General features: G+C 71.1%; 23 protein-coding genes. 15 read left to right on the forward strand and 8 right to left on the reverse strand.

Going from position 1 to position 22,131, the window contains the following annotated elements; genetic code table 11:
- Position 1: 1 nt before the first annotated feature.
- Positions 2–1,252 carry a hypothetical protein gene (locus R2B38_RS40510; protein ID WP_318020779.1) on the reverse strand — a complete coding sequence of 417 codons (1,251 nt, stop codon included), beginning with the start codon at positions 1,250–1,252 and terminating at the stop codon, positions 2–4.
- Entirely contained in the window at positions 1,252–2,640 is a 1,389-nt protein-coding gene (locus tag R2B38_RS40515) for a hypothetical protein (protein WP_318020780.1), read from the reverse strand. The genes R2B38_RS40510 and R2B38_RS40515 overlap by 1 nt, the downstream gene beginning before the upstream one ends.
- A 127-nt stretch (positions 2,641–2,767) precedes the next feature.
- Between R2B38_RS40515 and R2B38_RS40520 the strand changes: the two genes are divergently transcribed.
- Genes R2B38_RS40520 through mftR form a run of 3 tightly spaced genes read left to right on the forward strand, consistent with a single transcriptional unit; the run spans position 2,768 to position 5,218 of the window.
- Complete coding sequence (locus R2B38_RS40520) at positions 2,768–3,190, forward strand: hypothetical protein (RefSeq protein ID WP_318020782.1); 423 nt, start codon at positions 2,768–2,770, stop codon at positions 3,188–3,190.
- Positions 3,191–3,227: 37 nt separating this feature from the next.
- Positions 3,228–4,595 (forward strand): hypothetical protein, encoded by a 1,368-nt coding sequence (locus tag R2B38_RS40525; protein ID WP_318020783.1) that lies wholly within the window; start codon positions 3,228–3,230, stop codon positions 4,593–4,595.
- Positions 4,596–4,603: 8 nt separating this feature from the next.
- The gene (mftR, locus tag R2B38_RS40530; RefSeq protein WP_318020784.1) at positions 4,604–5,218 is read left to right on the forward strand and encodes a mycofactocin system transcriptional regulator; all 615 of its coding nucleotides are present in this window, start codon (positions 4,604–4,606) and stop codon (positions 5,216–5,218) included.
- Between the two features lie 16 nt (positions 5,219–5,234).
- Here the strand turns inward: mftR and mftG are convergent, their stop codons facing one another.
- On the reverse strand, positions 5,235–6,779 hold the full coding sequence (mftG, locus tag R2B38_RS40535) for a mycofactocin system GMC family oxidoreductase MftG (RefSeq protein ID WP_318020785.1): 1,545 nt from the start codon (positions 6,777–6,779) through the stop codon (positions 5,235–5,237).
- Between the two features lie 135 nt (positions 6,780–6,914).
- Here mftG and mftA point away from each other — a divergent pair, with 135 nt between their 5' ends.
- The 9 genes from mftA (at position 6,915) to R2B38_RS40580 (ending at position 14,575) form a co-directional block, all read left to right on the forward strand.
- Positions 6,915–7,052 (forward strand): mycofactocin precursor MftA, encoded by a 138-nt coding sequence (gene mftA / locus R2B38_RS40540; RefSeq protein WP_033280411.1) that lies wholly within the window; start codon positions 6,915–6,917, stop codon positions 7,050–7,052.
- A gap of 9 nt (positions 7,053–7,061) precedes the next feature.
- Positions 7,062–7,337: a mycofactocin biosynthesis chaperone MftB gene (mftB, locus tag R2B38_RS40545; RefSeq protein WP_318020786.1), complete on the forward strand. Its 276-nt coding sequence runs from the start codon at positions 7,062–7,064 to the stop codon at positions 7,335–7,337.
- A complete protein-coding gene (gene mftC, locus R2B38_RS40550) occupies positions 7,334–8,548 on the forward strand; it encodes a mycofactocin radical SAM maturase (RefSeq protein WP_318020787.1) in 1,215 nt (404 codons plus the stop codon). The genes mftB and mftC overlap by 4 nt, the downstream gene beginning before the upstream one ends.
- Before the next feature lie 30 nt (positions 8,549–8,578).
- The gene (mftD, locus tag R2B38_RS40555) at positions 8,579–9,769 is read left to right on the forward strand and encodes a pre-mycofactocin synthase MftD (protein WP_318020788.1); all 1,191 of its coding nucleotides are present in this window, start codon (positions 8,579–8,581) and stop codon (positions 9,767–9,769) included.
- Positions 9,770–9,774: 5 nt separating this feature from the next.
- Positions 9,775–10,536, forward strand: coding sequence for a mycofactocin biosynthesis peptidyl-dipeptidase MftE (gene mftE, locus R2B38_RS40560; RefSeq protein ID WP_318020789.1), 762 nt, complete (start codon positions 9,775–9,777; stop codon positions 10,534–10,536).
- Entirely contained in the window at positions 10,533–11,918 is a 1,386-nt protein-coding gene (mftF, locus tag R2B38_RS40565; RefSeq protein WP_318020790.1) for a mycofactocin biosynthesis glycosyltransferase MftF, read from the forward strand. The genes mftE and mftF overlap by 4 nt, the downstream gene beginning before the upstream one ends.
- 123 nt (positions 11,919–12,041) lie before the next feature.
- Positions 12,042–13,223 carry a hydroxylase gene (locus R2B38_RS40570; RefSeq protein WP_318020791.1) on the forward strand — a complete coding sequence of 394 codons (1,182 nt, stop codon included), beginning with the start codon at positions 12,042–12,044 and terminating at the stop codon, positions 13,221–13,223.
- Between the two features lie 40 nt (positions 13,224–13,263).
- Positions 13,264–13,782, forward strand: a complete 519-nt coding sequence (locus tag R2B38_RS40575; RefSeq protein ID WP_318020792.1) for a flavin reductase family protein — start codon at positions 13,264–13,266, stop codon at positions 13,780–13,782.
- 49 nt (positions 13,783–13,831) lie between these two features.
- On the forward strand, positions 13,832–14,575 hold the full coding sequence (locus R2B38_RS40580; RefSeq protein ID WP_318020793.1) for a hypothetical protein: 744 nt from the start codon (positions 13,832–13,834) through the stop codon (positions 14,573–14,575).
- A gap of 87 nt (positions 14,576–14,662) precedes the next feature.
- Here R2B38_RS40580 and R2B38_RS40585 read toward each other — a convergent pair whose 3' ends face one another.
- The gene (locus R2B38_RS40585) at positions 14,663–15,229 is read right to left on the reverse strand and encodes a PASTA domain-containing protein (protein ID WP_411978610.1); all 567 of its coding nucleotides are present in this window, start codon (positions 15,227–15,229) and stop codon (positions 14,663–14,665) included.
- Between the two features lie 233 nt (positions 15,230–15,462).
- On the opposite strand from R2B38_RS40585, the gene R2B38_RS40590 reads away from it, so the two are divergent.
- Positions 15,463–15,996, forward strand: a complete 534-nt coding sequence (locus tag R2B38_RS40590; protein WP_318020795.1) for a proline dehydrogenase — start codon at positions 15,463–15,465, stop codon at positions 15,994–15,996.
- On the opposite strand, the gene R2B38_RS40595 is transcribed toward R2B38_RS40590, so the two are convergent.
- The gene (locus R2B38_RS40595; RefSeq protein WP_318020796.1) at positions 15,989–17,188 is read right to left on the reverse strand and encodes an alpha/beta hydrolase; all 1,200 of its coding nucleotides are present in this window, start codon (positions 17,186–17,188) and stop codon (positions 15,989–15,991) included. The two genes, R2B38_RS40590 and R2B38_RS40595, sit on opposite strands and share 8 nt — an antisense overlap.
- 204 nt (positions 17,189–17,392) lie before the next feature.
- Between R2B38_RS40595 and R2B38_RS40600 the strand changes: the two genes are divergently transcribed.
- Entirely contained in the window at positions 17,393–18,058 is a 666-nt protein-coding gene (locus tag R2B38_RS40600; RefSeq protein WP_318020797.1) for a TetR/AcrR family transcriptional regulator, read from the forward strand.
- 30 nt (positions 18,059–18,088) lie between these two features.
- On the opposite strand, the gene R2B38_RS40605 is transcribed toward R2B38_RS40600, so the two are convergent.
- Genes R2B38_RS40605 through R2B38_RS40615 form a run of 3 tightly spaced genes read right to left on the reverse strand, consistent with a single transcriptional unit; the run spans position 18,089 to position 20,806 of the window.
- Positions 18,089–18,847, reverse strand: coding sequence for an SDR family oxidoreductase (locus tag R2B38_RS40605; RefSeq protein WP_318020798.1), 759 nt, complete (start codon positions 18,845–18,847; stop codon positions 18,089–18,091).
- A 46-nt stretch (positions 18,848–18,893) separates the two neighbouring features.
- Positions 18,894–19,658, reverse strand: coding sequence for an SDR family NAD(P)-dependent oxidoreductase (locus tag R2B38_RS40610; protein WP_318020799.1), 765 nt, complete (start codon positions 19,656–19,658; stop codon positions 18,894–18,896).
- A gap of 23 nt (positions 19,659–19,681) precedes the next feature.
- Positions 19,682–20,806, reverse strand: a complete 1,125-nt coding sequence (locus tag R2B38_RS40615) for an acyl-CoA dehydrogenase family protein (protein ID WP_318020800.1) — start codon at positions 20,804–20,806, stop codon at positions 19,682–19,684.
- A gap of 141 nt (positions 20,807–20,947) precedes the next feature.
- On the opposite strand from R2B38_RS40615, the gene R2B38_RS40620 reads away from it, so the two are divergent.
- Positions 20,948–22,120 carry a thiolase family protein gene (locus R2B38_RS40620; protein ID WP_318020801.1) on the forward strand — a complete coding sequence of 391 codons (1,173 nt, stop codon included), beginning with the start codon at positions 20,948–20,950 and terminating at the stop codon, positions 22,118–22,120.
- The last annotated feature ends 11 nt before the right edge of the window (positions 22,121–22,131 follow it).

Genomic DNA, 22,131 nt, shown 5'->3' on the forward strand with positions numbered 1-22,131 from the left:
GTCAGTAGTCCTCATCGGTGGTGGCTGCGGCGATCTCGGCGAGAAACGGCCCGTAAGTGCCTTCGCGCGAGGGCGAGTTGTACGTGTCGGGCTGCGCCGCCGCCGCGAGGCGTCGCCGGACCAGAGCGCGGACCGCGTCCCGGTCGGCGCCGCCTTCGGGGCCCGGCCCCGGGTCGAACCCGGGTAGCAGGACGCCCAGTTGGATGCGCGGCTCCCTATCTCCGCCAGGGAGGTCAAGGTCCGCCCGGCCGGTCCACGCGTCGACGCGCCTGGACAGGGGCACCCGATTCCGGGGACCGTCGTTCACCTGGACCTCGGCTGCCAGGGGTACGGCGGTGACGGGTGCCGCGATGTGCGCGACGACCTCGACCTCGATCTGCCGTCGGGCGCCGAGTGCGCGGGCGGTCCAGGACACCGCGCTCTCGGAGGCGTCGACGAAGCCGGGCGGGTAGCGGCGCCAGTCGTTGGTGCCCGAGCCGCGCGCGATCAACCGGCCGCCCGTGACGAGCGGTTCGCCCGCGGCAAGGGCGTAGTCGTCGCGTCGTACGAACAGCGTGGCGGGATCCACTGGAGTGCCGTCCGGGCGACGGGGCTGAGTCAGGGCCGACCGAAGGCGGCGCAGAGCCGACCCGTCCAGCCCGGCGCCGTCCGCAGCGTCGTCGACCGACCTCAGGACGCTCTCCAGTCGGCGTGCCGTGTCCGTCGACGGCGGTGTGGCGTGCCACCACTGGATCAGCGGGTCGAGGCCGACTTGGTGGTCGCCGATCAACTCGGCCACGCAGTCGTCGGGTTGATCGTCATCGTCGTCGAACAATTGCTGGCACTCGTGCGTGAGAGCGGCCAACTCCAGCCCGAGCACGTCCGGTTGGAGCGCGGGAATCGCGTCCAGGTGCGATGCCGGCCACCACCGCGCCGCCCAGTGCCCGAAGCCGAGCCGGGAGGCGCTCCCCGCGAGCGGAGTGGGGTCCGCGGGCACCCGCGCCTCGGTCAACTCGCCTGTCGCACAGGCACGCACGGCATCGGCGACGCGCTCGCCGTAGACCGCCCACAGCCACTGCTGCGCACGTGCCGCGTCATGGATGTCCGCCGTGGGCAGTGCCGGGCTCCCGAGGACGGACCAGGTCAGTACCGCTCCGGCGGCGTCGAGAACCGCACGGGTGAAGGCGGGAGCGCCGACAGGACTGGCGGCGACTATGCGGATCGCGCCGTCGTCGCCGCGCACGACATGGACGTCGACAGAGTCCCGCGCCATCACGCACTCCTCGCTTCGGCCGCCTCGGCCACGGCAGCGGGTGGTGGTGCCGATGCCGTCAACGTCCGCAGCGCGGACCGGACTCGGGCGCGGTGGTCCATCATCACCGAGCGGGCGACCCCGTCGAGGACCGACCAGGCCGACGCGGCATCCGCCAGCGGCGCGTCGCGGACGTCCCGCCCGTGCAACCGCACCCAGAGCCGCCGCATGTAGGCGGTCCAGGGCGTACGGAGATCCTGGGCGAGGGCCTCCAACACCCCGCCGTCCGGATCAGGGCGCGGGGACACGGTCATCCGGCGGGCGCGAAGGACCGAAGCCTCCCTGCGCCAACGGCTGTTGACGGCCCGGTGCGCGGCCGTCCTGCCCGGCACGGACGCGTCGATGCCCAACGGGTCGAGGCCGACGGCGAGTTGGCCGCCCAGCAGGGCGGCGACGCGCAGGGTCTCGTCGTGCAGACCGAGCGGAGCGCAACTGCGGCCGACCTCCCGCCCGACGAGTTCCGGCACCGTGGGCAACTCGTCGCGCCGGGCGGACGACTGGAGCACGACGAAGAGCCGCTCGAAGAGCGTACGGTCCAGCGGCGCGGGCAGCGTGGCCGTCGAAGCACCCCGGCCGACCCGCGGCCGGGGCGGCGACTCCCGCTCCGTCAGGCCGAGATGGGCCGGTAGATCGTCCCGCCCCCAGATCCCGCTCGTGTGCGCCCACAGGGCCCGGCCGAGCAGCTCACCGAGTCCCGCGTCGACCATGGACAGGTACGGCGGTGAGTTCCTCGGCCCCTCCACCCCACCGCAGACCTCCAGAACCTCACCCGCCAACGCGACCGCAACGGCCGTGTCGGCGGCCGGAGTCAGCTGACGTCCCTCCCACGCGATGCCCAACTCCCGCTCCAGCCGGGCGTGTTGGGCGGCATCCGCCAGATACCGCTTCAGTGCGTCGACCGTACGGCCGCCGTCCGCGTCCGCGACGTCCTCGACGACGGCCCTGGCCAACGCCCCCGCGCCGGCGCCCGGTTCGCCATGCTCGGCGGCCAGTTCGAAGCACCGCTGGAAGTAGAGATCCTGGGGGTTGCCCGCCACGACGCCCAGCGCGCGCCGGGTCCGTTTGAGCAGGGTGAACCACTGGGCCGTAGCGACAAGGCGCCCACCGGACTCCCGGATCAGCGCGTCGAGACGCGCGGCCGGTTGCGGTGCGAGGAAGTCCGCCGCGAGGTCGGGGTGCAGGGCCGGCCGGACGATCAACGGCAGGACGATCAGCTTGACCGTCCGGGTCAGCGGGGCGCCGCCGGGGCCGCTCAGCGATTCCAGCCCCGGCCCGAGGGCGCGCCACGCGCCGTCGATGACCATGGCGCGCGGTCGGCGCGCGCCGGTCGGCTGGCTGGGAAGCGGCATGTCAGGAGGGTACGTCGTCCGCGATCGGGCGGGCGAACCTGGGATCGGTAGGCGCTCCGGGCCGCCTAGCGTCCACCGGGACAGCGGGAACCACGGGCATCCGCCCCGACCAGAAGGAGCAGTCGTCATGGGAATCTTCGGGCGTCGCAAGAGCCGCGAGGAGCGGGCCGCCGAGATCGCCGGTCAGGTGGCCAGCGGCAAGGGCTTCTACGGCCGTACGACTCGCGCGTTCCTCGGCAACGAGGACTACGCCAGGGTCCAGCAGTCCATCGGCGCCTACAACTCGGGCCTCGCGGTACAGCAGTTGCTCGCCGCGGGAGCGCCGACCATCACCGCCGTCGTCGTGTCGATCGGTGACACCGGCCAGCTGGTCAACCACGACCCGGTCGTCGACCTGGTCGTGCAGCCGGCCGGGCGGACCGACCGGATCGCCCTGCGGACCGTGGTCTCGAAGCTGCGCATCCCCCGCACCGGCGACCAGGTCCTGCTGGTGGCCGACCCCGCGCACCCCGGCGCCTACCTCTACGCGGGCGACGGAGTGACCCCGTGACACGACCACCGTGCCCCGAAGCGCCGGAGGTCAGCTGATGCGCAGCCATACAGGTGTGTTTGTGGGCAACCTGCTGTTCACCGCGGTCTGCTGTTCGGCCGCCCCGTTCTTCCTCCTCGTCGGGTACTTCGCCTGGAGCGAGCATCCCGGCTGGGACTGGCCGGCCGTCCTGCTCGCCTTCGGGCTGGCCGGCACGGTCATGATCCCGGTCCTGGCGATCACGACCACGCGCCAGGAGTTTCCCCGGATCACCCACGGGCACCGCGTCAAGGGAGACCGGACCCCGTACGGGGACGACACCTTCGTGATGTGGGCGCCAGTGTCCCAACAGGCTCCGGCGCGGGCGCGGTTGGCACGGGCGGACGTACTGGAGGCATCACTGGTCCGCTACCAACCCGACGGTGAATCGACCTTCACGACCCACTACGGCAACTACACGCCCGACGAGTTCACGCCGTCGATCAGGGTGAGGCTGCGGGTGCACGACACCGAAGCGACCGATGTGGCCGCCGAGTTCGAGGCGACGGGGGAGTGGCGGGTGCCGTCCCTGTGCCTCTCGGCGATCACGGCGGGCCGCCTGGTCGTCCTCGTCGACGGGCCGGCCGAACCGGGGGCGCGGCGGACCGTCACCCCCGACTGGCCGCGCAGCGCCCTGCTCGCGGGCACGAGGACCTGCCGGGTGACCGACCTCGACGGCCGAACGACCGTGGTGACCCGGCGAGTTGAACGTCAGCTCCAGCAGATGCGCATCTCCCGGGAGGCCGGAGGCGTCGCGATGAACGGCGACACGATCGACCTCCGGCGCCTGGACCCGCACACGGCGGCGCGCTACGCCGCCCTGGCCGCCTGCCCCGAGGAGCAGGCACCGGTGAGCGAGCCGGGCGAGGAAGCCCGTCTGCTCGCCGACGAACTCCCCGGTGAGAAGGCCGCGTTCGGGTCGGTCGGCCGACGATGGTCGCGCCGCGGCGGTGTCCTGGTGCGCGCCCGCTTCCTGGAGATGCGCGCCCGGACCACCTTCCAGGACCACGGCCCGGTCCTCGACACGGTCCTGCGCATCCAACCGGCGGACGGCACACCCCCGTTCGACGCCGCCCGGCGCCTGACGGTACCGATGGACTACCTGACGGTCCTGCACCGCACCAAGGAGGTCGTCCTCGCCGTCAGCCCGAACGGCGTCTCCTACGACGTCGACTGGGCGCGCACCAGCCTCCTCGCGGGCATCACCGCGGCCAAGGTCATCACCCCGGACGGCCGTGAACTCCCTCTGACGGACCGCCCCGACACCGTCTGGGCCCTGATGAACCTGCTGGCCTCCCACGGCCTGTCGAACCCGGGCCCCGTCCTCGATCTGCGCGGGCGCCGGATGAGAGCGGCTGCGGGCATCCTGATGGACGCGTGTGCATGATGTGCGCTGTGGACGGTGAGAACGGACAGCGACAGACCAGAACGGGCCGACCGCCCGCGACCTCGCGGGCCGCGTTGGAGCGGGTGGGCTTCGAGCTGTTCGCACGACAGGGCTTCGACCGTACGACCGTCGACGACATCGCCGCCGCGGCCGGCATCGGCCGCCGCACCTTCTTCCGCTACTACGCCTCCAAGAACGACCTGGTGTGGGGCGACTTCGAGACCGAACTGGTCAAGCTGGAACGCCTGTTGGCGGCGGCCGACCCGGCCGCCCCGATGATGGACGCGCTGCGCGGCGCGGTCGTCGAGTTCAACCGCTTCGACCCGGCGGCGGTGCCCTGGCACCGGCAGCGCATGGCGCTGATCCTGCGGGTCCCCACGCTCCAGGCCGACTCGACCGTGCGCTACGCCTCATGGCGGACCCTCGTCACGGAGTTCGCCGCACGGCGCACCGGCCGCGCGGCCTCGGACCTGCTGCCCCGGCTGATCGGCCACACCGTCCTGGCCGCGTGCATCGCCGCCTACGAACACTGGCTGACGGACGAACAGGCAAGCCTGGGCGCCCTGTTGGACCTTGGCCTACGACAACTCGCGGCCGGCTTCGACGACCCTGCCCTGCCCTGACGCTCACCGGGCCGCTTCACTTCAGTCCACGCCGCATGGCGTCGGCGACGAGTTCACCGATGAGGACGGCGGTGGCGGCGGGACCGCGCAACGGCGGGGTCGGCAGGATCGACGTGTCCGCGACGCGCAGCCCGACGACACCGTGCACGCGCCCGTAGTGGTCGACGGCCGCCCCGGGATCGTCGGCGGGACCCATCGGCACCGTGCCGCAGGTGTGGTGCGAGGTGCCGAGCCGCGCCGCGATCCACCGGTCGAGCAGCCGGTCGTCCGCCAGCACCTCCGGTCCCGGTTCCACGAGCCCGCGGGACACCTCCTCGAACGCGCTGGTGGCGACCAACTCCGCCGTGGCACGGGCGACTTCACGCAGGCGCCGCCGGTCCTCGGCGGACTCCAGATAGCCGTAGTCGATACGAGGGGGAGTGGCCGCGTCGGCGGAACACGTCCGCAGCCGTCCGCCGAGCCGGGGCGTCAGGACCGACGCCAGGAACGCGAGCGGCGCGCCAGGCACGGGCACCGTTCCGCCGACCAGGCCCGCCATCGGGACGAGGGACTGCAGGATCTCCAGGTCGCCCGCAGGGTCACCGTCCGAGGACGACAGGTGGAGAACACCGCCCAGCCAGGAACCCGCGGGCTCGGGCATCGGCCGCCGGGGCCGCCACTCCAGCACCAACTGCGGGTGGTCGCCGAACCGAGCGCCTACGGCAGGGGAGTTGACGACCACCGGAAGGCCCGCGCGCCTCAACTCGTCGCCGGGTCCGATGCCGGACAGGTGCAGCAGGTGGGCGGAGCCGAACGCCCCGGCGCACAGCACGACTTCGCCGCACTCCAGAGTCGTACGACGCCCGTCGCGCTCGACGACCACACCCGTGACCCGACCGCGCTCGATGCGGACTCCGCGGACCGAAGTCCCGCCCTCCACCGTGAGGTTGGGGCGATCGAGAGCGTCCAGCAGATAGCTGACACCGGTGTTGACGCGTACCCCGTCCACGGAGTTGGACGGCACGGGCCCGAACCCCGGCACGCCCTGGGCGTTCTTGTCGGCCTCCTCGGGATACCCCAACTCCCGTGCGGCCGACCGGAATGCCGCGGCGGCAGGGTGTCGTAGACCCACCCGCTGGATCCGCACCGGCCCCTCGCCCCCGTGCACGTCGTCCGCGCCGTGGTCGAGATCGGTCTCCAGCGATCGCAGCAGCGGAAGCACCCGGTCGTACGACCAGGCGGCGCCTCCCGCGGCCGACCAGCGCTCGAAGTCCGCGCGCCGCGCCCGTATGAAGTAGCCGCCGTTGACCGTGGTCGACCCGCCGAGGTAGCGACCCCGTACGACGGTGTACGGGTGCTGCGGGGTGAGATGGACAGGGTACGGCTGGATGGCGGGATGGTCGGGCTGTGCGCCCGGGACCAGTCGCGCGTCCAGCAACTCCCTTGTGAAAGCCGTCCGTTCGCGCGGAACGGGACCCGCTTCCAGCAGCAGCACCCGGCGGTCGGAGTCCTCGCTGAGCCGTGCGGCCAGCGGGGCGCCGCTGCCGCCCGCACCGACGACGATGACGTCCGGGCGGCTCAATCGGACCCCGGAACAGGCGTAGACCGACCGGTCGAAAGAATCATGCTGACCCCCTCTTCACTTTCGGCACCGGGTGCCATTACTGTCGACCGCGCAGTCGCCAGGATGCCCAGCCGGATGCCCAGGGAGAGTCGCATGAACGAACTCCGGTCCGTACCGACGGTCCCGGCCAACGAGAACACGGCCGAAGAGCCCGTCACGGAACAGCAGTTGATCGAGGCCGACGACCTGATCGAGGAGATCTCCATCGACGGCATGTGCGGCGTCTACTAGGCCGCCCGCATGACCGCGCAGACCCTCGACCTCGCCCTCGGCCTGCACCCTCAGGTCTCCGTGCGGCCCGAACCGTTCGGGGCGCTCCTCTACCACTTCGGGACCCGCAGGCTGACGTTCCTCAAGGACCGCAGACTCCTCGCCATCGTCGAGTCCCTCGCGGACGCCCCCACGGCCCGCGCCGCCTGCCTCGCGGCCGGTGTCCAGGAGGCCGAACTGCCCCGCTACAGCCGCGCGTTGGCCGCGCTCACCGAGTCGTCGATGATCGTCGGAAGGACCCCATGACCGCCACCGCCACCGCCGCACGGCTGGTCGACCTCTTCGAGACCGGACTCGACGCGCCGATCTGCCTCACCTGGGAACTGACCTACGCCTGCAACCTCGCCTGCACCCACTGCCTGTCCAGCTCCGGCCGCCGCGACCCGCGCGAGCTGAGCACGGCCGAAGCCAAGGCGGTCATCGACGAGTTGGAGGCCATGCAGGTCTTCTACGTCAACATCGGCGGCGGAGAGCCCACCGTCCGCGCCGACTTCTGGGAGCTCCTCGACTACGCCACCGCCCACCACGTCGGCGTGAAGTTCTCCACCAACGGCGTCCGCATCACGCCCGAAGCGGCCCGCCGACTCGCCGCCAACGACTACGTGGACGTCCAGATCTCCCTCGACGGCGCGACCGCCGACGTCAACGACGCGATACGCGGGGCCGGTTCGTACGCGACGGCGCTGCGGGCGATGGAGAACCTCGCCGCCGCCGACATGCGCGACTTCAAGCTCTCCGTGGTCTGCACCCGCCACAACATCCCCCAACTCGACGCGTTCAAGGCCCTCGCCGACCACTACGGCGCCCAACTCCGCCTGACCCGGCTGCGTCCCTCCGGCCGCGGAGCCGACGTCTGGGACGACCTCCACCCGACCGCGGCACAGCAACGCGAGCTGTACGACTGGCTGTTGGCCCACGGTGACAACGTCCTGACCGGCGACTCCTTCTTCCACCTCGCCGCCTACGGCGAACCGCTGCCCGGCCTCAACCTGTGCGGCGCCGGACGCGTCGTCTGCCTGATCGACCCGGTCGGCGACGTCTACGCCTGCCCGTTCGCCATCCACGACGAGTTCCTCGCCGGCACCGTCCGCGCGCCCGGCGGTTTCACCGAAGTGTGGCGCGGCTCGGAGCTGTTCGCCCGCCTGCGCACCCCGCAGCACGGCGGAGCCTGCGCCTCCTGCGCGTTCTACGACACCTGCAAGGGCGGCTGCATGGCCGCCAAGTTCTTCACCGGGCTGCCGCTGGACGGCCCCGACCCCGAGTGCGTACAGGGCTACGGCGAGGAGCAGTTGGCCCGCCGTCCCAAGGCCGGGGCGAACCTCCCCAGGCCGTCCGCCGACCACTCCCGCCGACGCCCCGTGGACCTCGTCCTCACCCGACGCCGGGACCTGGAACGGCCCCCGGTCAGCGACTGCGCCGAGGACCCCCTGGCGGGCCTGCGCCTCAGCCGGCCGTAGCACGACAGCATCGACGAAGGGATGCGGCACATGGGCAGGAACCCCTGGTTCGAGACGGTCGCCGAAGCGCGGCGCCGGGCGAGGAAACGGCTGCCGAGCACCGTCTACGGCGCGCTCGTAGCGGGCTCGGAGCGCGGCCGTACGATCGACGCCAATACGGCGGCCTTCGCCGAACTGGGCTTCGCGCCCAGGGTAGTTGGGCACCATGCGGAACGCGATCTCTCGACGACCGTGCTCGGGGTGCCCACCTCCCTCCCCGTCCTCATCTCGCCGACCGGTGTGCAGGCCGTGCACCCCGAGGGCGAGGTCGCCGTGGCCCGGGCCGCCAAGAGCCGGGGTGTCGTCATGGGTCTGAGTTCCTTCGCCAGCAAGGCGGTTGAGGAAGTGGCCGACGCCCAGCCGGACTTCTTCTACCAGCTGTACTGGAGCGGTACCCGCGCGACGATGACGCAGCGCATGGACCGGGCCAGGGCGGCCGGTGCCAAGGCGCTCATCGTCACCCTCGACTGGTCCTTCTCCCATGGGAGGGACTGGGGGAGCCCCGCGATCCCCGACAAGCTGGACCTGAAGACGATGCTGCGGTTCGCGCCCGATGTGCTGCCGCACCCCGGCTGGCTGCTCAGGTTCGCCAAGTCCCGTAGCCTGCCCGACCTTTCGGTCCCCAACCTGCGGCCCCCGGGCGGCGAGGCCCCCACCTTCTTCGGCGCGTACGGCGAGTGGATGCAGACCACACCACCGACCTGGGAGGACGTGTCGTGGCTCCGCAAGGAGTGGGGCGGGCCCTTCCTGCTCAAGGGAGTCACCCGCGTCGACGACGCCAAGCGGGCCGTCGACGCCGGGGTGTCCGCGCTGTCCGTCTCCAACCACGGCGGCAACAACCTCGACACCACCCCCGCCACCGTCCGGGTCCTGCCCGCCATAGCCGACGCGGTCGGCTCCCAGATCGAGGTCTACCTCGACGGCGGCGTCCGCCGGGGCGGCGACGTGGCCAAGGCGCTCGCCCTGGGGGCTCACGCCGTCCTGATCGGCCGCGCCTATCTGTGGGGCCTGGCGGCGAACGGGCAGGCCGGCGTCGAGAACGTCCTGGACATCCTGCGCGGCGGCCTCGACTCGGCGGTCCTGGGCCTCGGGCACTCCTCCGTCCACGAGTTGACGCCCGACGACCTGGTCATCCCGCCGGGCTTCCCCCTCGTCCTGGGCCGCGACGCCCCGGCCGCCTGACCACGGTGCGGGACGACCCGGCGACCGAACTCGCCCACACCGCCTGGCCGGACGTGCCGCCCGACGCACTGGTCCTGCTGCCCGTCGGCTCCACCGAACAGCACGGCCCTCACCTGCCGCTCGACACGGACAGCGTCATCGCGCACGCGGTCGCACGGCGAGCCGCAACTGCCCTGCCCAAGGCGCTCGTTGCACCCGTCCTGCCCTATGGCGCCAGCGGGGAGCACGCGGGCTTCCCCGGAACCGTATCGATCGGCCACGAAGCACTGCGCACGGTCCTCGTGGAGGCGGTGCGCTCACTGTCGCTGTGGGCCGGACGGATCGTCCTCGTCAACGGCCACGGCGGCAACACCGCCACCCTCGACACCGCCCTCCGCCTCCTGCGCACCGAAGGCCACGACGTGGCCTGGACCGACTGCTCCGTCCCCGGAGCCGACGCGCACGCCGGCCGCACCGAGACCTCGGTGATGCTCCATCTCGCCCCGGAGCGGGTGCGGTTGGAGGCGGCGACCGTCGGCGACACACGGCCCCTTGCAGCCCTGCTCCCGGAGTTGATGGCGCACGGCGTCCGCGCGGTCTCCCCCTCAGGCGTCCTCGGCGACCCGACCGGTGCCTCGGCGGCGGAGGGGCACAGGATGACGGACGCGATGGTGTCGGCCGTCGTCGGCCGGATCACCGCGTGGACCGTGGACGAGCGGTGCCGTCTTGTCGATCCCGAACACCGGCCAGGGATACAGGAGTTGACCGACGAGGCCGTACGGCCATGACGCTGCCCGTCGGCTTCCAGGTCGAACTCGACCGGCACACCCGGATCGTGGACGGCGGCCGAGCCCTGGTCGGAGGGTTCCCGACCCGGCTGATCCGACTGACCGCGCGGGCCCAACGGCTGCTCGTAGGGCGGACGTTGTGTGTGCGGGACGCCGCCGGCGCGCTTCTCGCGGACCGGCTGTTCGACCTCGGCATGGCCAATCCCGTCGCGCACGCGCTTCCCCCGCCCGCCGACGCCCGCTACACCGTGGTCGTGCCGGTCCGTGACCGTCCCCGTCAACTCGCCCGTCTGCTCAGCAGTGTTGGCGAGGACCATCGCGTGATCGTGGTCGACGACGCGTCCCGGCACCCCGAGGCCGTCGCCGCCGTAGTCGCCGAACACGGAGCCTCGCTCGTCCCCCTGACCACCAACGTCGGTCCGGCCGGCGCCCGCAACGCCGGACTCCGGCTCGTCACCACCCCCTTCGTGGTCTTCGTCGACTCCGACATCGTGCTGGCCCCCGACACCGTCCCCACCCTCCTCCGGCACTTCGCCGACCCCGCCGTCGCCATGGCCGTACCCCGCATCACCGGGCTGCCCTCGGCGGCCCCGACCTGGATCGAGCGGTACGAGAACGCCCGCTCCTCCCTGGACCTGGGCGCCCACCCGGCCGGGGTGCGCCCCGGGAGCCCCGTCTCATGGGCCTCCACGGCATGCGTCGTAGCGCGCGTGGAGGCCCTGGCGGACGGCTTCGACGAGCGGATGCGGGTCGGCGAGGACGTCGACCTGTGCTGGCGGCTGCTGGAACAGGGCCGACGGGTGCGCTACGAACCGGCGGCCGAAGCGGCGCACGAGCACCGGGCACGGCTCGGTGACTGGCTGCTTCGCAAGGCCGTCTACGGCACGGGGGCGCAGCCCCTCGCCGAACGGCACCCGAGGTTCATCGCCCCGGCCGTGTTCGCCCCCTGGAGCGCTGCCTTCGTCACCGCCCTGCTCGCCCAGCGCCGCTGGTCGGCACCCGTCGCCGGGGTTGTTCTCGTCGGCGTGACCGTGAGGATCGGCCGCAAGCTCGACGGCACCCGGCACCCCCACCGGCTGGCCGCGCACCTCACGGCCAACGGCGCGCTGGCCGCCCTGGCCCAGACCTCGGCTCTCCTGAACCGGCACTGGTGGCCGCTCACGGTCGTCGGCTGCGTGGCGTCCCGCCGGGTGCGCAGGGCCGCGGCGGTGGCCGCGCTGGCCGACATCGCTCTCGAATACCGGCGCGACCGGGCAGACCTCGACGCGGTCCGCTACGGCGTCGCGCGTCGCCTCGACGACCTCGCCTACGGGGCCGGCGTGTGGCTGTCCGCCCTCAAGGGGCGCTCCACTGCGGTCCTGCGGCCTCGCGTCACCCGCTGATCCCCAAAGGTCCCGGTCAGCGGAAAGCGCCCAGCGGCCGGCCGCCCCGGAAATGACACTGGGGATCATCCCGCCGCGCGTGTGCGGCACTTGCCCGGAAACACTCAGCAGGAGGTGTGCGGCGTGACGCATGAAGTGGTCAACCGTGTCGGGGAACTCGGGTCCGAACTGGCCGCACTCGCCGAACAGAACGAGAAACTTGGCAAGTTGAGCGACCGGACCGTCGAACTGCTCCGCTCGGCAGGGGTGATCCGGCTCCTCCAGCCCAAGGAGTTCGGCGGCCACAGCGCCCACCCCCGGGACTTCGCGGAAGCGGTGATGGCGGTGGCGGCGCACGACGGGGCCGCGGGCTGGGTGTGCGGCGTCGTCGGCGTACACCCCTGGGAACTGGCCCAGTTGGACCCCCGGCTCGCCCACGAGGTGTGGGACGAGAACCCCGACACCTGGATCGCCTCGCCCTACATGCCGAACGGCATCGCCGACCCCGTCGACGGCGGATACGTCCTCAGCGGACGCTGGCCCTTCTCCTCCGGAAGCGACCACTGCGACTGGGACTTCCTCGGCGCACTCGTCGGCGACGGCAAGGGCAAACCGGCCGGCCCGATCTCCGTGCTCCATGTCGTACTGCCGCGCTCGGACTACGAGATCATCGACGGCACCTGGGACGTGATCGGCCTGGCGGGCACCGGCAGCAAGGACGTCGTCGTCGACAAGGCGTTCATCCCCGCCTACCGCACCATCAAGCAGGAGGCCGTCCAGGAGGGCAGCGCCGCCGAAGCGGTCGGACTCACCGACACCCTCTACAAGTTGCCCTTCAGCTCCATGTTCCCCCTCGGGATCACGGCCGCCGTCATCGGCATCTGCGAGGGCGCGCTCGCCCTCCATCTGTCCCAGCAGCGCGATCGGGTCGCCGTGACCGGGGTCCAAGTACGCGACGACCCCTATGTGTTGTACGCCGCCGGTGAGGCCGCCGCCGAGATCGCCGCCTCCCGGGTCCAACTCATCGACGGCATCAGCCGGTTGTACGACCAGGTCGAGGCCGGAAAGCCCGTGTCCATCGAGGACCGCTCCAACGTCCGCCGCAACCAGGTCCGTTGTGCGTGGCGTGCCGTCGCCGCGCTGGACGAGATCTTCGTACGGTCCGGCGGCAACGCGATCCGCCGCGGCAACCCGATCCAGCGGTTCTGGCGGGACGCCCACGTGGGCCTCCAGCACATGATCCACGTCCCCGGGTCGGCGTACCACGCCAACGCCCTTGCCCAGATGGGACTTGAACTGCCCGAGGCGATGCGCGTCCTGATCTGACGGCTCGTCAAAGTCGACTGTGCGAGAACAAGGAGGGGCCGTGACGGACGCGGTCGATGGGCGCAACTTCCGTGACGTACTGGGGCACTTCCCCACGAGCGTGGTCGCCATCACCACGACGGACGCCGACCGGCAACCCCGGGGAATGATCGTCGGAACCTTCATGTCGGTGTCCCTGGAACCGCCGCTGGTCTCCTTCCTGGTGGACGGTTCCTCCAACACCCTCCGGACGATCCGGACGGCCGGGCGATTCTGCGCCAACGCGCTCGCGGGCAACCAGGAACGCCTCTCCCGGCAGATGGCCGGCGGCCCGCATCGCTTCGAAGGCGCCGCATGGCAGGAATCCCCGCTCGGCAATCCCGTTCTGGACGGAATCGTCGCGTGGGTCGACTGCACCGTGGAGAAGATCGTCGAACTCGGCGATCACCAGCTGGTCGTCGGACGCGTCCGCACCCTGCGCGTCGAGTCGATGAAGACCCCACTGCTCTTTTTCCGCGGTGGCTACGGCGACTATCTGTCGAGCGCGACATTGCTGCTGGACAGGCTCGTCGGCTGGTAGCAGGGAAACGAATGAGCCGCGAGATCACGAGATCAAAGGAGATCCGTCGATGCGACAAGACCTGCACTTCAGATTGGAACGCATCTCCGCTTGGTGCGGATTCGTGCTGTTGCTGGGGTTCGCCGTGGCGTTCTCCGTCGGCCATCTGATCACGCCGATGGACCCGACGGAGAACGCCCAAGGCGTCGTCCGATTCCTCACCGACCATCAGACGGGCATTCTCGCCTGTGCCGCGATCATGGTCCTTGTCGTGCCGTTCGAGTACCCGTTCGTCGTCGTGACCAGCATGCAGATGCGCCGGATCGAAGGCGGCTGGGGTCTGCTGTCCATGGTCCAGTTGCTCACCGGTGTCGTGGCCCCGATCGGCTTCTTCTTCCCGATCGCGATACTCGCCGCGGCTGCGTACCGGCCGGAAAGCCATTCACCCGACGTGCTCTACGCGATGTCGGACATCTACTGGCTCATGCTGGTGGGCAACGCCTGCATATTCGTCCTCCAGGTCTGGTCGATCGGATACGCGGCGCTCGTCGACAATCGCGCCAAGCCGGTTTTCCCGCGCTGGTTCGGCTATCTCAACCTGGTGCTCGGGGTTCTGCTCATCCCCGGCGCCTTCGTCTTCCTCACCAAGACCGGCCCGTTCGCCTGGAACGGACTGCTCGCGAATGTGCTTCCCACGGCGGTCTACTTCATCTGGAAGATCGCCACGCCGATCGTGCTGCTGCGCGCCGTGAAATCCGAAGAGGAAGAGGCGAGGGCGGAGGCCGCGGCGCCCGCCGAGCTGGCAAGCACCTAGCAGCCCGTCATCGGCGGCCCCGCTCACCGTGGCGGCGTTCGTTCGGCGACCGCGCGATCGCCCTGGCCGCCGGATCGGTAGGCGCCGCTACGGGCAGGACTCCCCGAATTTCACCGCAGAGAACTCCACCGGCTGTCCGCTCAGCTTCGTACCGGTGGGCGGCTTCTGCGAGCACACCTGCCAGTTCGACTCCACGAGGACGTAACGGCCTTTGCCGGAGACGTCCTTGACCGTGATCGACGTGCTGGAGTCGAGTGCGGCGCGGGCGGTGTTCACCGACTTTCCCTTGAAGTCCGGCATCGTCTTGCCGGCCGCCGTCGGTGCGGACTGGTCCTTCGACGGGCAGGTCTCGTCCAACTTCACCGCACCGAAGTCGAGTTGGGTGTCCGTGGACGTCGTCGTGCCGGCCTTCACGTTCTGGGAGCAGACCTTCCAGTCCCGGTCGAGGATCTGGTGACGGTTGCGGCCCAGGGAGTCATGGGACTTGAGGCTGTAGAAGCCCTGCTTCTGGGCAGCGTTCTGGGCGGACTGGAGGCCCATGCCGACGAAGTGCGGGACGGTCTTCGTCCTGCCGCCGGTCTTGGCGTTGCCGCTCGCGCCGCTGGTACTGCCGGCGGTGGTGGTGGCGTGGCAGGCGGAGCCGAGGACGCCGATGAGGAGAACGCCCGCGGTTACTCCACCGACGAACCTCCAGTCGCGCTTCCTCTTCTGCGGCGGTCCGGCGGCCCGGGACGGCTGACTCGGCGGCGTAAATACGGAGTTGGACACGGTACGCCCCTGATGTGTGGATGAAGGGACACTGTGTCAGACATGTCCACCCGGCCGCACACCGCGTGACGAACCGTGACGGATTTCGGCCTGGGATCCGGCAACGGCAGACTGGGCCGATGGACGCAGGACTCGCCGCGCTGCTCGGGGCCGCCGTCGGCTCGGTCGCGACTCTCGGCGCCGCGGTCGTGAGCGGCCGGGCACAGACGCGGGCACAGCACGATCAGTGGCGCCGACAGCATCGTCGTGATGCGTACGCCGGTTACCTCGGCGCGCTCCACGACCGCGACATCGCCATGGACGCCGTACTCGACGCACTGCGCTCGGACGAGCCCGAACTGCCCGTTGTCGACGAGGAGATACGTCGATTCATCGTCCTCGCCCGCGAGGTCCACCGTGCCGCGGAGGTCGTCATCCTCGAAGGACCGGCTTCCCTCGTGAGAGCCGTCGAGCGGGTCACCGACGCCTCCAGCGGCCTCTCCGAAGTCATGCGGCGACTGGCCGGCGACGCCCGTGCCGGAGACGCCACCCGCAAGGCCGATGACGTGGCCCTCGCCGCTGAGCGGGAGAGCATCCTGTACCAGGCGGTCAGGGACTTCCGGCTCGCGGCCCGTGGTGTCATCGGCAACGCCCGGTGGTTCAGGGCTACTTGAGCTGCTGTCCCAGGAAGTCGACGATGTGCCCCATCGTCTCCTGCGTGGACCAGGGCAGGCCGGCCGAGGTGTCGCCGGTGAAGGACAGGTCGCCGTGGCCTGCGCCGGTGAGGACGTAGCGGGTGGCGTCGATCCCCTTGGCGCGCAGTGCCGTCTGGAGGTCCAGGGTCTCGCTGGGCGAGACCAGGGTGTCGGCGCTGCCGTGGAACAGGACGAACGGCGGTGTCTTCGACGTGATGTGGGTGGCCGGGTCGGCTGCCGCGACCTCGCTGGTGCGGTCCGCGACCGACTTCTTGGTGCCGGGTCCGTAGACCCACTGGGCGGCGCTGTTGCCCGGCGCGTAGTTGGCCTTCTGCGCCGCCGTGTCGTAGTCGGCCGCGAGCTTTGACAGGTCCGCCGGGCCGAACTCGTCGACGACGCCCTGCACTTGACTGCTCCGGTCCAGGTGATCACCGACGTCGAAGGACTTCTCCCCGTTGGTGGCGCCGGTCATCGCGGCGAGGTAGCCGCCCGCGGACTGGCCCCACACGGCGACCTGGTCGGGGTCGATGGAGTACGTGTCCGCGTTGGCACGGAGGTACCGGATCGCGGACTTCACATCGGCGACGGCGTCCTTGTACGTGGCGCCGTCCTTGGTCGTGCGGTACTGGATGCTCGCCACCACATAGCCCTGGTCGGCCACATAGGTGCGCTGGCTCAGGTTGGCGGTGCGGTCCGCCATGACGAACCCGCCTCCGGTGAGGTAGACGACCAGCGGCTTCTTGCCCGACGTGGCGGTCGGCACCTGGATGTCCAGCTTCAGGTCGCTCTTCCTGCCGTCGGTGGTCGGCGAGGAGTACGTGATGTCGTGCGTGGTGGTGATCCCGGACGTGGCGCACCGGATCTGCGCACCCTTGGGGTCGATCACCGTGCTGGTGCCGGTGTCCGACTTCTTGACGGTCTTGGCGGCCGTGATGCCTCCCGCGTTGCCCGACGGCATTCCCGTGGGCGTTCCGGCACCCGCGGCGGACGTGCTCGTAGGGCAGGCCGCCGTCGTGGCGCTGGGGCCGGCTGAACTCCCCGCCGAGCTGCCGCCGCCCGAGGAGCAGGCGGCCAGGGCCAGCCCCGCGGCCAGCGTGACCGTGACGACAGCGCCGCCCCTTCGCCGGCCCGTCCGCGCCGTTCCCCGGGGCGCTGCGTTCTCTGCGTGCATGTCTTCTTCTCCCGTCGACCACGAAGCAGTAAACGGAGATCAGATCTCCGTTTCTCTCCATCACCGTAACATCAAACGGAGATGTCATCTCCGTTTACCTTCGAGAGCCACGCACCAGGACCGAACCTGATCAAGGAGTGCCCAGCTCGCGCCGATACGATGAGCTGGAAGATCCGACCTCATCCGGAAGACGGGACGACTGGCATGGCGGAGCCCGCAGGACCCGGCAGACCGCCGCTGCGGCGCGACGCCGAGCTGAACCGCCGCCGTCTCATGGCCGCCGCCCGTGAGGTGTTCCGCGACCGGGGCCTGACCGCGACCCTCGACGACGTCGCCCGCCACGCGGGGCTCGGCGTCGGGACGGCCTACCGTCACTTCGCCAACAAGGAAGAGCTGGTCGACGCGGTCTTCGACGACATGATCGACCAGGTCGAGGCGTCCGCCCGGGAAGCCGCCACCGATCCCGACCCGTGGCACGGACTGGCGTCCAGCCTGGAGAAGGTGTGCGAGCTGCAGGCACACGACCGCGGACTGCGCGAGGTCATGCTCGGCACCGGCAAGGCCACCCAGCGGCACGCCGTCGTCGACCGGCGGATCAAGCCCCTGGTCGATCCGCTGATCGCGCGCGCCAAGGAGCAGGGGGCGCTGCGCCCCGACATGGAACACCTGGATCTCCCGATGATCCAGCTGATGGTGGCCGCGGTCACCGACCAGACCGGAGAGCCCGACCTCTGGCGGCGCTACCTGCGGCTGCTGCTGGACGGCCTGCGCACCCAGCCGGACGGGACGCAACCGCTGCCCCCGGCACCCGAGTTCCGCGGCCTGGGACCGGACGCGTACCTCTCGGGGGAGCAACTGCCCCGTTCCTGACGCCGGTAGGCGCGGACTGGCACCAGGACGCTAGACCGACAGCGCGAACCCACCCGTCACCCGCAGCGTCTCACCCGTGACGAACGACGCCTTCGACGAGACCAGATAGAGCAGCGCCTCGACGATGTCCCCTTCCTCGCCCTCCCGTTGGAGGATCTGCTCGCCCAACACCCGTTTCGCCTCTGCCTCGTTGAGCTCGGCGCGGACCGTGTCGGTGAAGATCAGCCCCGGGGCGATCGCGTTCACGCGGATGCCGTCGGCGGCGAACTCCCGCGCGAAGGACACCGTCAGACCGCGTACCGCGAGCTTGGAGACGCCGTAGATGCTGCGGTTCGCGTAGGCCGCCGACGAGGAGATGTTGACGATGGCGGCACCGGGGCGCCCCCGCATGGCCTTCTGTGCCGCGAGGGAGCAGATGACGACGCCCATGACGTTGACGTCGAGCACGCGTCGCACCTTGGTGAGGCCGAGTTCGGTGAACGGCTTGTTGTAAGCCGCGTGCAGGCCCGCGTTGTTGACCAGGATGTCGAGGCCGCCGTGCTGCTGGGCGACCTTGTCGACGACCGCCTGGACCGCGGTCTCGTCGGCCACGTCGCAGGTCACTCCCGTCACGCTGCCGCCCGCGGCGGTGAGTTCGGCGGCAGCCGCCTCCGCCGCCGCGCCGTCGATGTCCGCGAGCACGACGTGCGCGCCCCGCGCCGACAGCGCGGCGCCGAACGCCTTGCCGAAGCCGCGCCCACCCCCGGTGATGAACGCGACCTTGCCCTGGTGCTCGTCGTTGTCCGGCATACGGTGCTCCCGTCGTCGTCTGCTTCCAAGTAGCGCCCACCACCGGTCACTTGGGGGCGAAGCGCTGCCCCGCGTCGAGCCGCAGGCACTGGCCGTTCAGCATCGGGTTGTCGACGATGGCGAGCGCGAGCTTGGCGTACTCCTCGGGGCGGCCCAGGCGTTTGGGGAACGCCGCGTCCTTGACCAGAACGGCCCGTGCCTCGTCCGGGATCTTCTCGACCGCCCCGGTGTCGAACAGGCTCGGCGCGATGGCCAGCACCCGGATGCCGAGCGAGCCGAGATCGCGCGCCATCGTGAGACACATCCCGGCGATCGCCGCTTTGGCCGCCCCGTAGGCGACTTGGCCGACCTGGCCCTCGAACGCGGCGATCGAGGACGTGTTGATGATGACACCGCGCTCGCCGTCCGGGTCCTCGGGCTCGTTGCGGCTCATGTGCGCGGCGGCGAGCCGGCTGATGTTGAAGGTCGCGACCGTGTTGAGGTCGAGGATGCGGCGGAAGGTGTCGAGGTCGTGCGGACCGCTCCTGCCGAGCGTCCGCATCGCCGTACCGCCGCCCGCGGTGGTGATCGATACGTGCAGCCCGCCCAGGGATTCCACGGCGGTGGCCAGCGCACTCTCCGTCGCCTCGAAGTCGGTGACGTCGACCGGCTGGAAACGCCCGCCCAGCGCCGCCGCGACCTCGGCACCGGCCGACGCCGGACGATCGAGTACGACGACCTCGGCGCCGCGCGCCGCCAGCAACTGCGCGCCGGCGCGCCCCATTCCGGAGGCTCCGCCGAACACCACGGCCTTCTTGCCCTTGATCTCCATCGGTCGACTCCCTTTCGCTCGGCTCAGGCGGACACGGACGACCGCTGAAGGAGGGCGCAGAGCCGTTCGCGATGGACGGCCGTGTCCCCGTGGAGCACCCGGTCGGCCCTGGCCCGGCGCAGATGGAGGTGGAGGTCGTGCTCCCAGGTGAAACCGATGCCGCCGTGCAACTGCAGTGCCCGCGCGGCGACTTCACCGGTACCGGCGGTGGCGTAGGACGCGGCGGCACAGGCCGCGCGGGCGGCGTCGTCGGTGCCGGCATCGGCGGCCATCGCCGCGTAGTAGGTCGCGGCCCGGGTGCCGTGCACGATCAGTGCCATGTCGGCGCAGGCGTGCTTGACGGCCTGGAAACCGCCGATCGGCTGCCCGAACTGCACCCGGTTCGTGGTGTGTTCGACGGTCAGCTCCAGCATGCGCTCCATCACGCCGAGCGCGTCTGCGCAGCGCAGGACGGACGCCTCGTCGAGGAGGGCCTGGATGTCGTCGGGCCCGCCGTCGAGACGGGCGTCGGGAAGGACGCGTACGGCGTCGAGGCGCACCTCGTGGAACGCGCGGGTGAGGTCCAGGACGCGCTGACGCCGGACCGTGACACCGGGGGCCGCGCGGTCGACGAGGAAGGACGCGGGTTCGCCCTCGTGGCGGGCGGTGACGAGCAGCCAGCGGGCACCGCCGGCGTCCTGCACCGCCGTCTTGACACCGTCGAGGACGATCCCGTCGCCGTCGGTACGGGCGGTCGCGCGGACCCCGTCGAGGGTCCAGGGCGCGTGCGGTTCGGCGAACGCCCAGGTGGCCCAGCCCTCCCCGGCGGCGAGCGCGGGCAGCACTTCGTGGCGCAGCCGCGCGGAACCGCCGTAGGCGACCGCCCGGCCGGCGACCGCTGTCGGGAGGAACGGGCCGCGGGCGAGTGCGCGGCCCATCTCCTCGGCGAGCAGGGCGAGTTCGACCAGTCCCTGACCGGATCCGCCGTACTCCTCGGGCAGCGCGAGGCCGGGCCAGCCGAGGTCGGACGTCAGGCGCCACAGCTCGGGGTCGACGTCCTCGGAGCCGTCCATCGACGCTCGTACGGCACTCATCGGGGCGTGGTCGGACAGCAGGGCGCGCGAGGCCTCGCGGAGCATGGCCTGCTCCTCGCTGAGTTCGAAGTTCATCAGCCACCACCCGGTCCACGGCGCATCGACGACAGATCCACGGCACGAAGAAGGTATCCTCTTTTCGGTGATCGGTCGAGATCCAGCGCCGATAGAAGGCATTCTTCCGTGCTCGACTGCCAGTTGAGTATCATCAATTGCATGACTGATGCCGTTCTGCTCGCCGCCTGCCGCACCGCGATCGGTACCGCCCGGAGGGGAACGCTGCGGGACACCAGCGCCTTCGACCTCGCCACCGTCGTCGTGCGTGAGGCGGTGCGGCGCTCCGGGGTGCCGCTCGACCTGATCGACGACGTCGTCCTCGGCGAGACGCTGGCCGGCGGCGGGGACATCGCCCGCTACGCGGCCCTGGAAGCGGGGCTGACCCATGTGCCGGGCCTGGCGCACAACCGGCACTGCGCCTCGGGTCTGGCCGGCGTGGCGACCGCCGCCGCGGGTGTACGCGCCGGGATGGACCGCGCGGTCGTCGCCGGAGGAACGCAGTCCTCGTCCACGGCACCCGTGGCCCGGCGCAGGATTCCGGGCACCGACGACTGGCAGGACCCCTGGATGTCGCCCTCGCACGCCCCGACCCGCGAGGCACCCAACGACGACATGGCGACGCTGGTCGGCTGGAACACGGCCCGGCGCATCGGCATCTCCCGTCAGGAGATGGACAGTTGGGCGCTGCGCTCGCACCAGCGGGCCGTGCGGGCGATCGACGAGGGACGGTTCGCCGACGAGATCGTCCCCGTCGAGGTCGTCGGCCGCGACGGGACGAGGTCGGTGTTCGACACCGACGAGCATCCGCGCCGCGACACCAGCGTCGAGAAGCTCGCGGCACTGAAGGTGCTGCACCCCGAGATCGAGGGCTACTCCATCACGGCGGGCAACTCCAGTGGTGTGAACGACGGTTCGGCCGCGGTCGTCGTCGCCTCCGCCGAGGTCGCCGCCGAGCACGGACTCACCCCGCTGGCCACCGTACGGTCGTGGGCGAGCGTCGGCGTCGACCCCGTGGAGACGGGACTGGCCCCGATCGCCGCCATCCGCAAGGCACTTGACCGCGCCGGGCTGCGGATCGAGGACGTCGACCTGTTCGAGGTCAACGAGGCCTTCGCCGCGGTGGCCGTCGCCGCCACCCGTGAACTGGGACTCGACCCCGAGCGGGTCAACCCCTTCGGCAGCGGCTGCAGCCTCGGCCACCCCATCGCCACCACCGGCGCTCGCATGGTCGTCACGCTGGCGCACGAACTGCGGCGCCGTGGGGGAGGGGTGGCCGTCGCGGCCATGTGCGCGGGCGGTGGCATGGGATCGGCGATGGTGCTCACCGCGTGACGAGCGGAACA

The organism is Streptomyces sp. N50 (assembly GCF_033335955.1).
GTDB lineage: Bacteria > Actinomycetota > Actinomycetes > Streptomycetales > Streptomycetaceae > Streptomyces.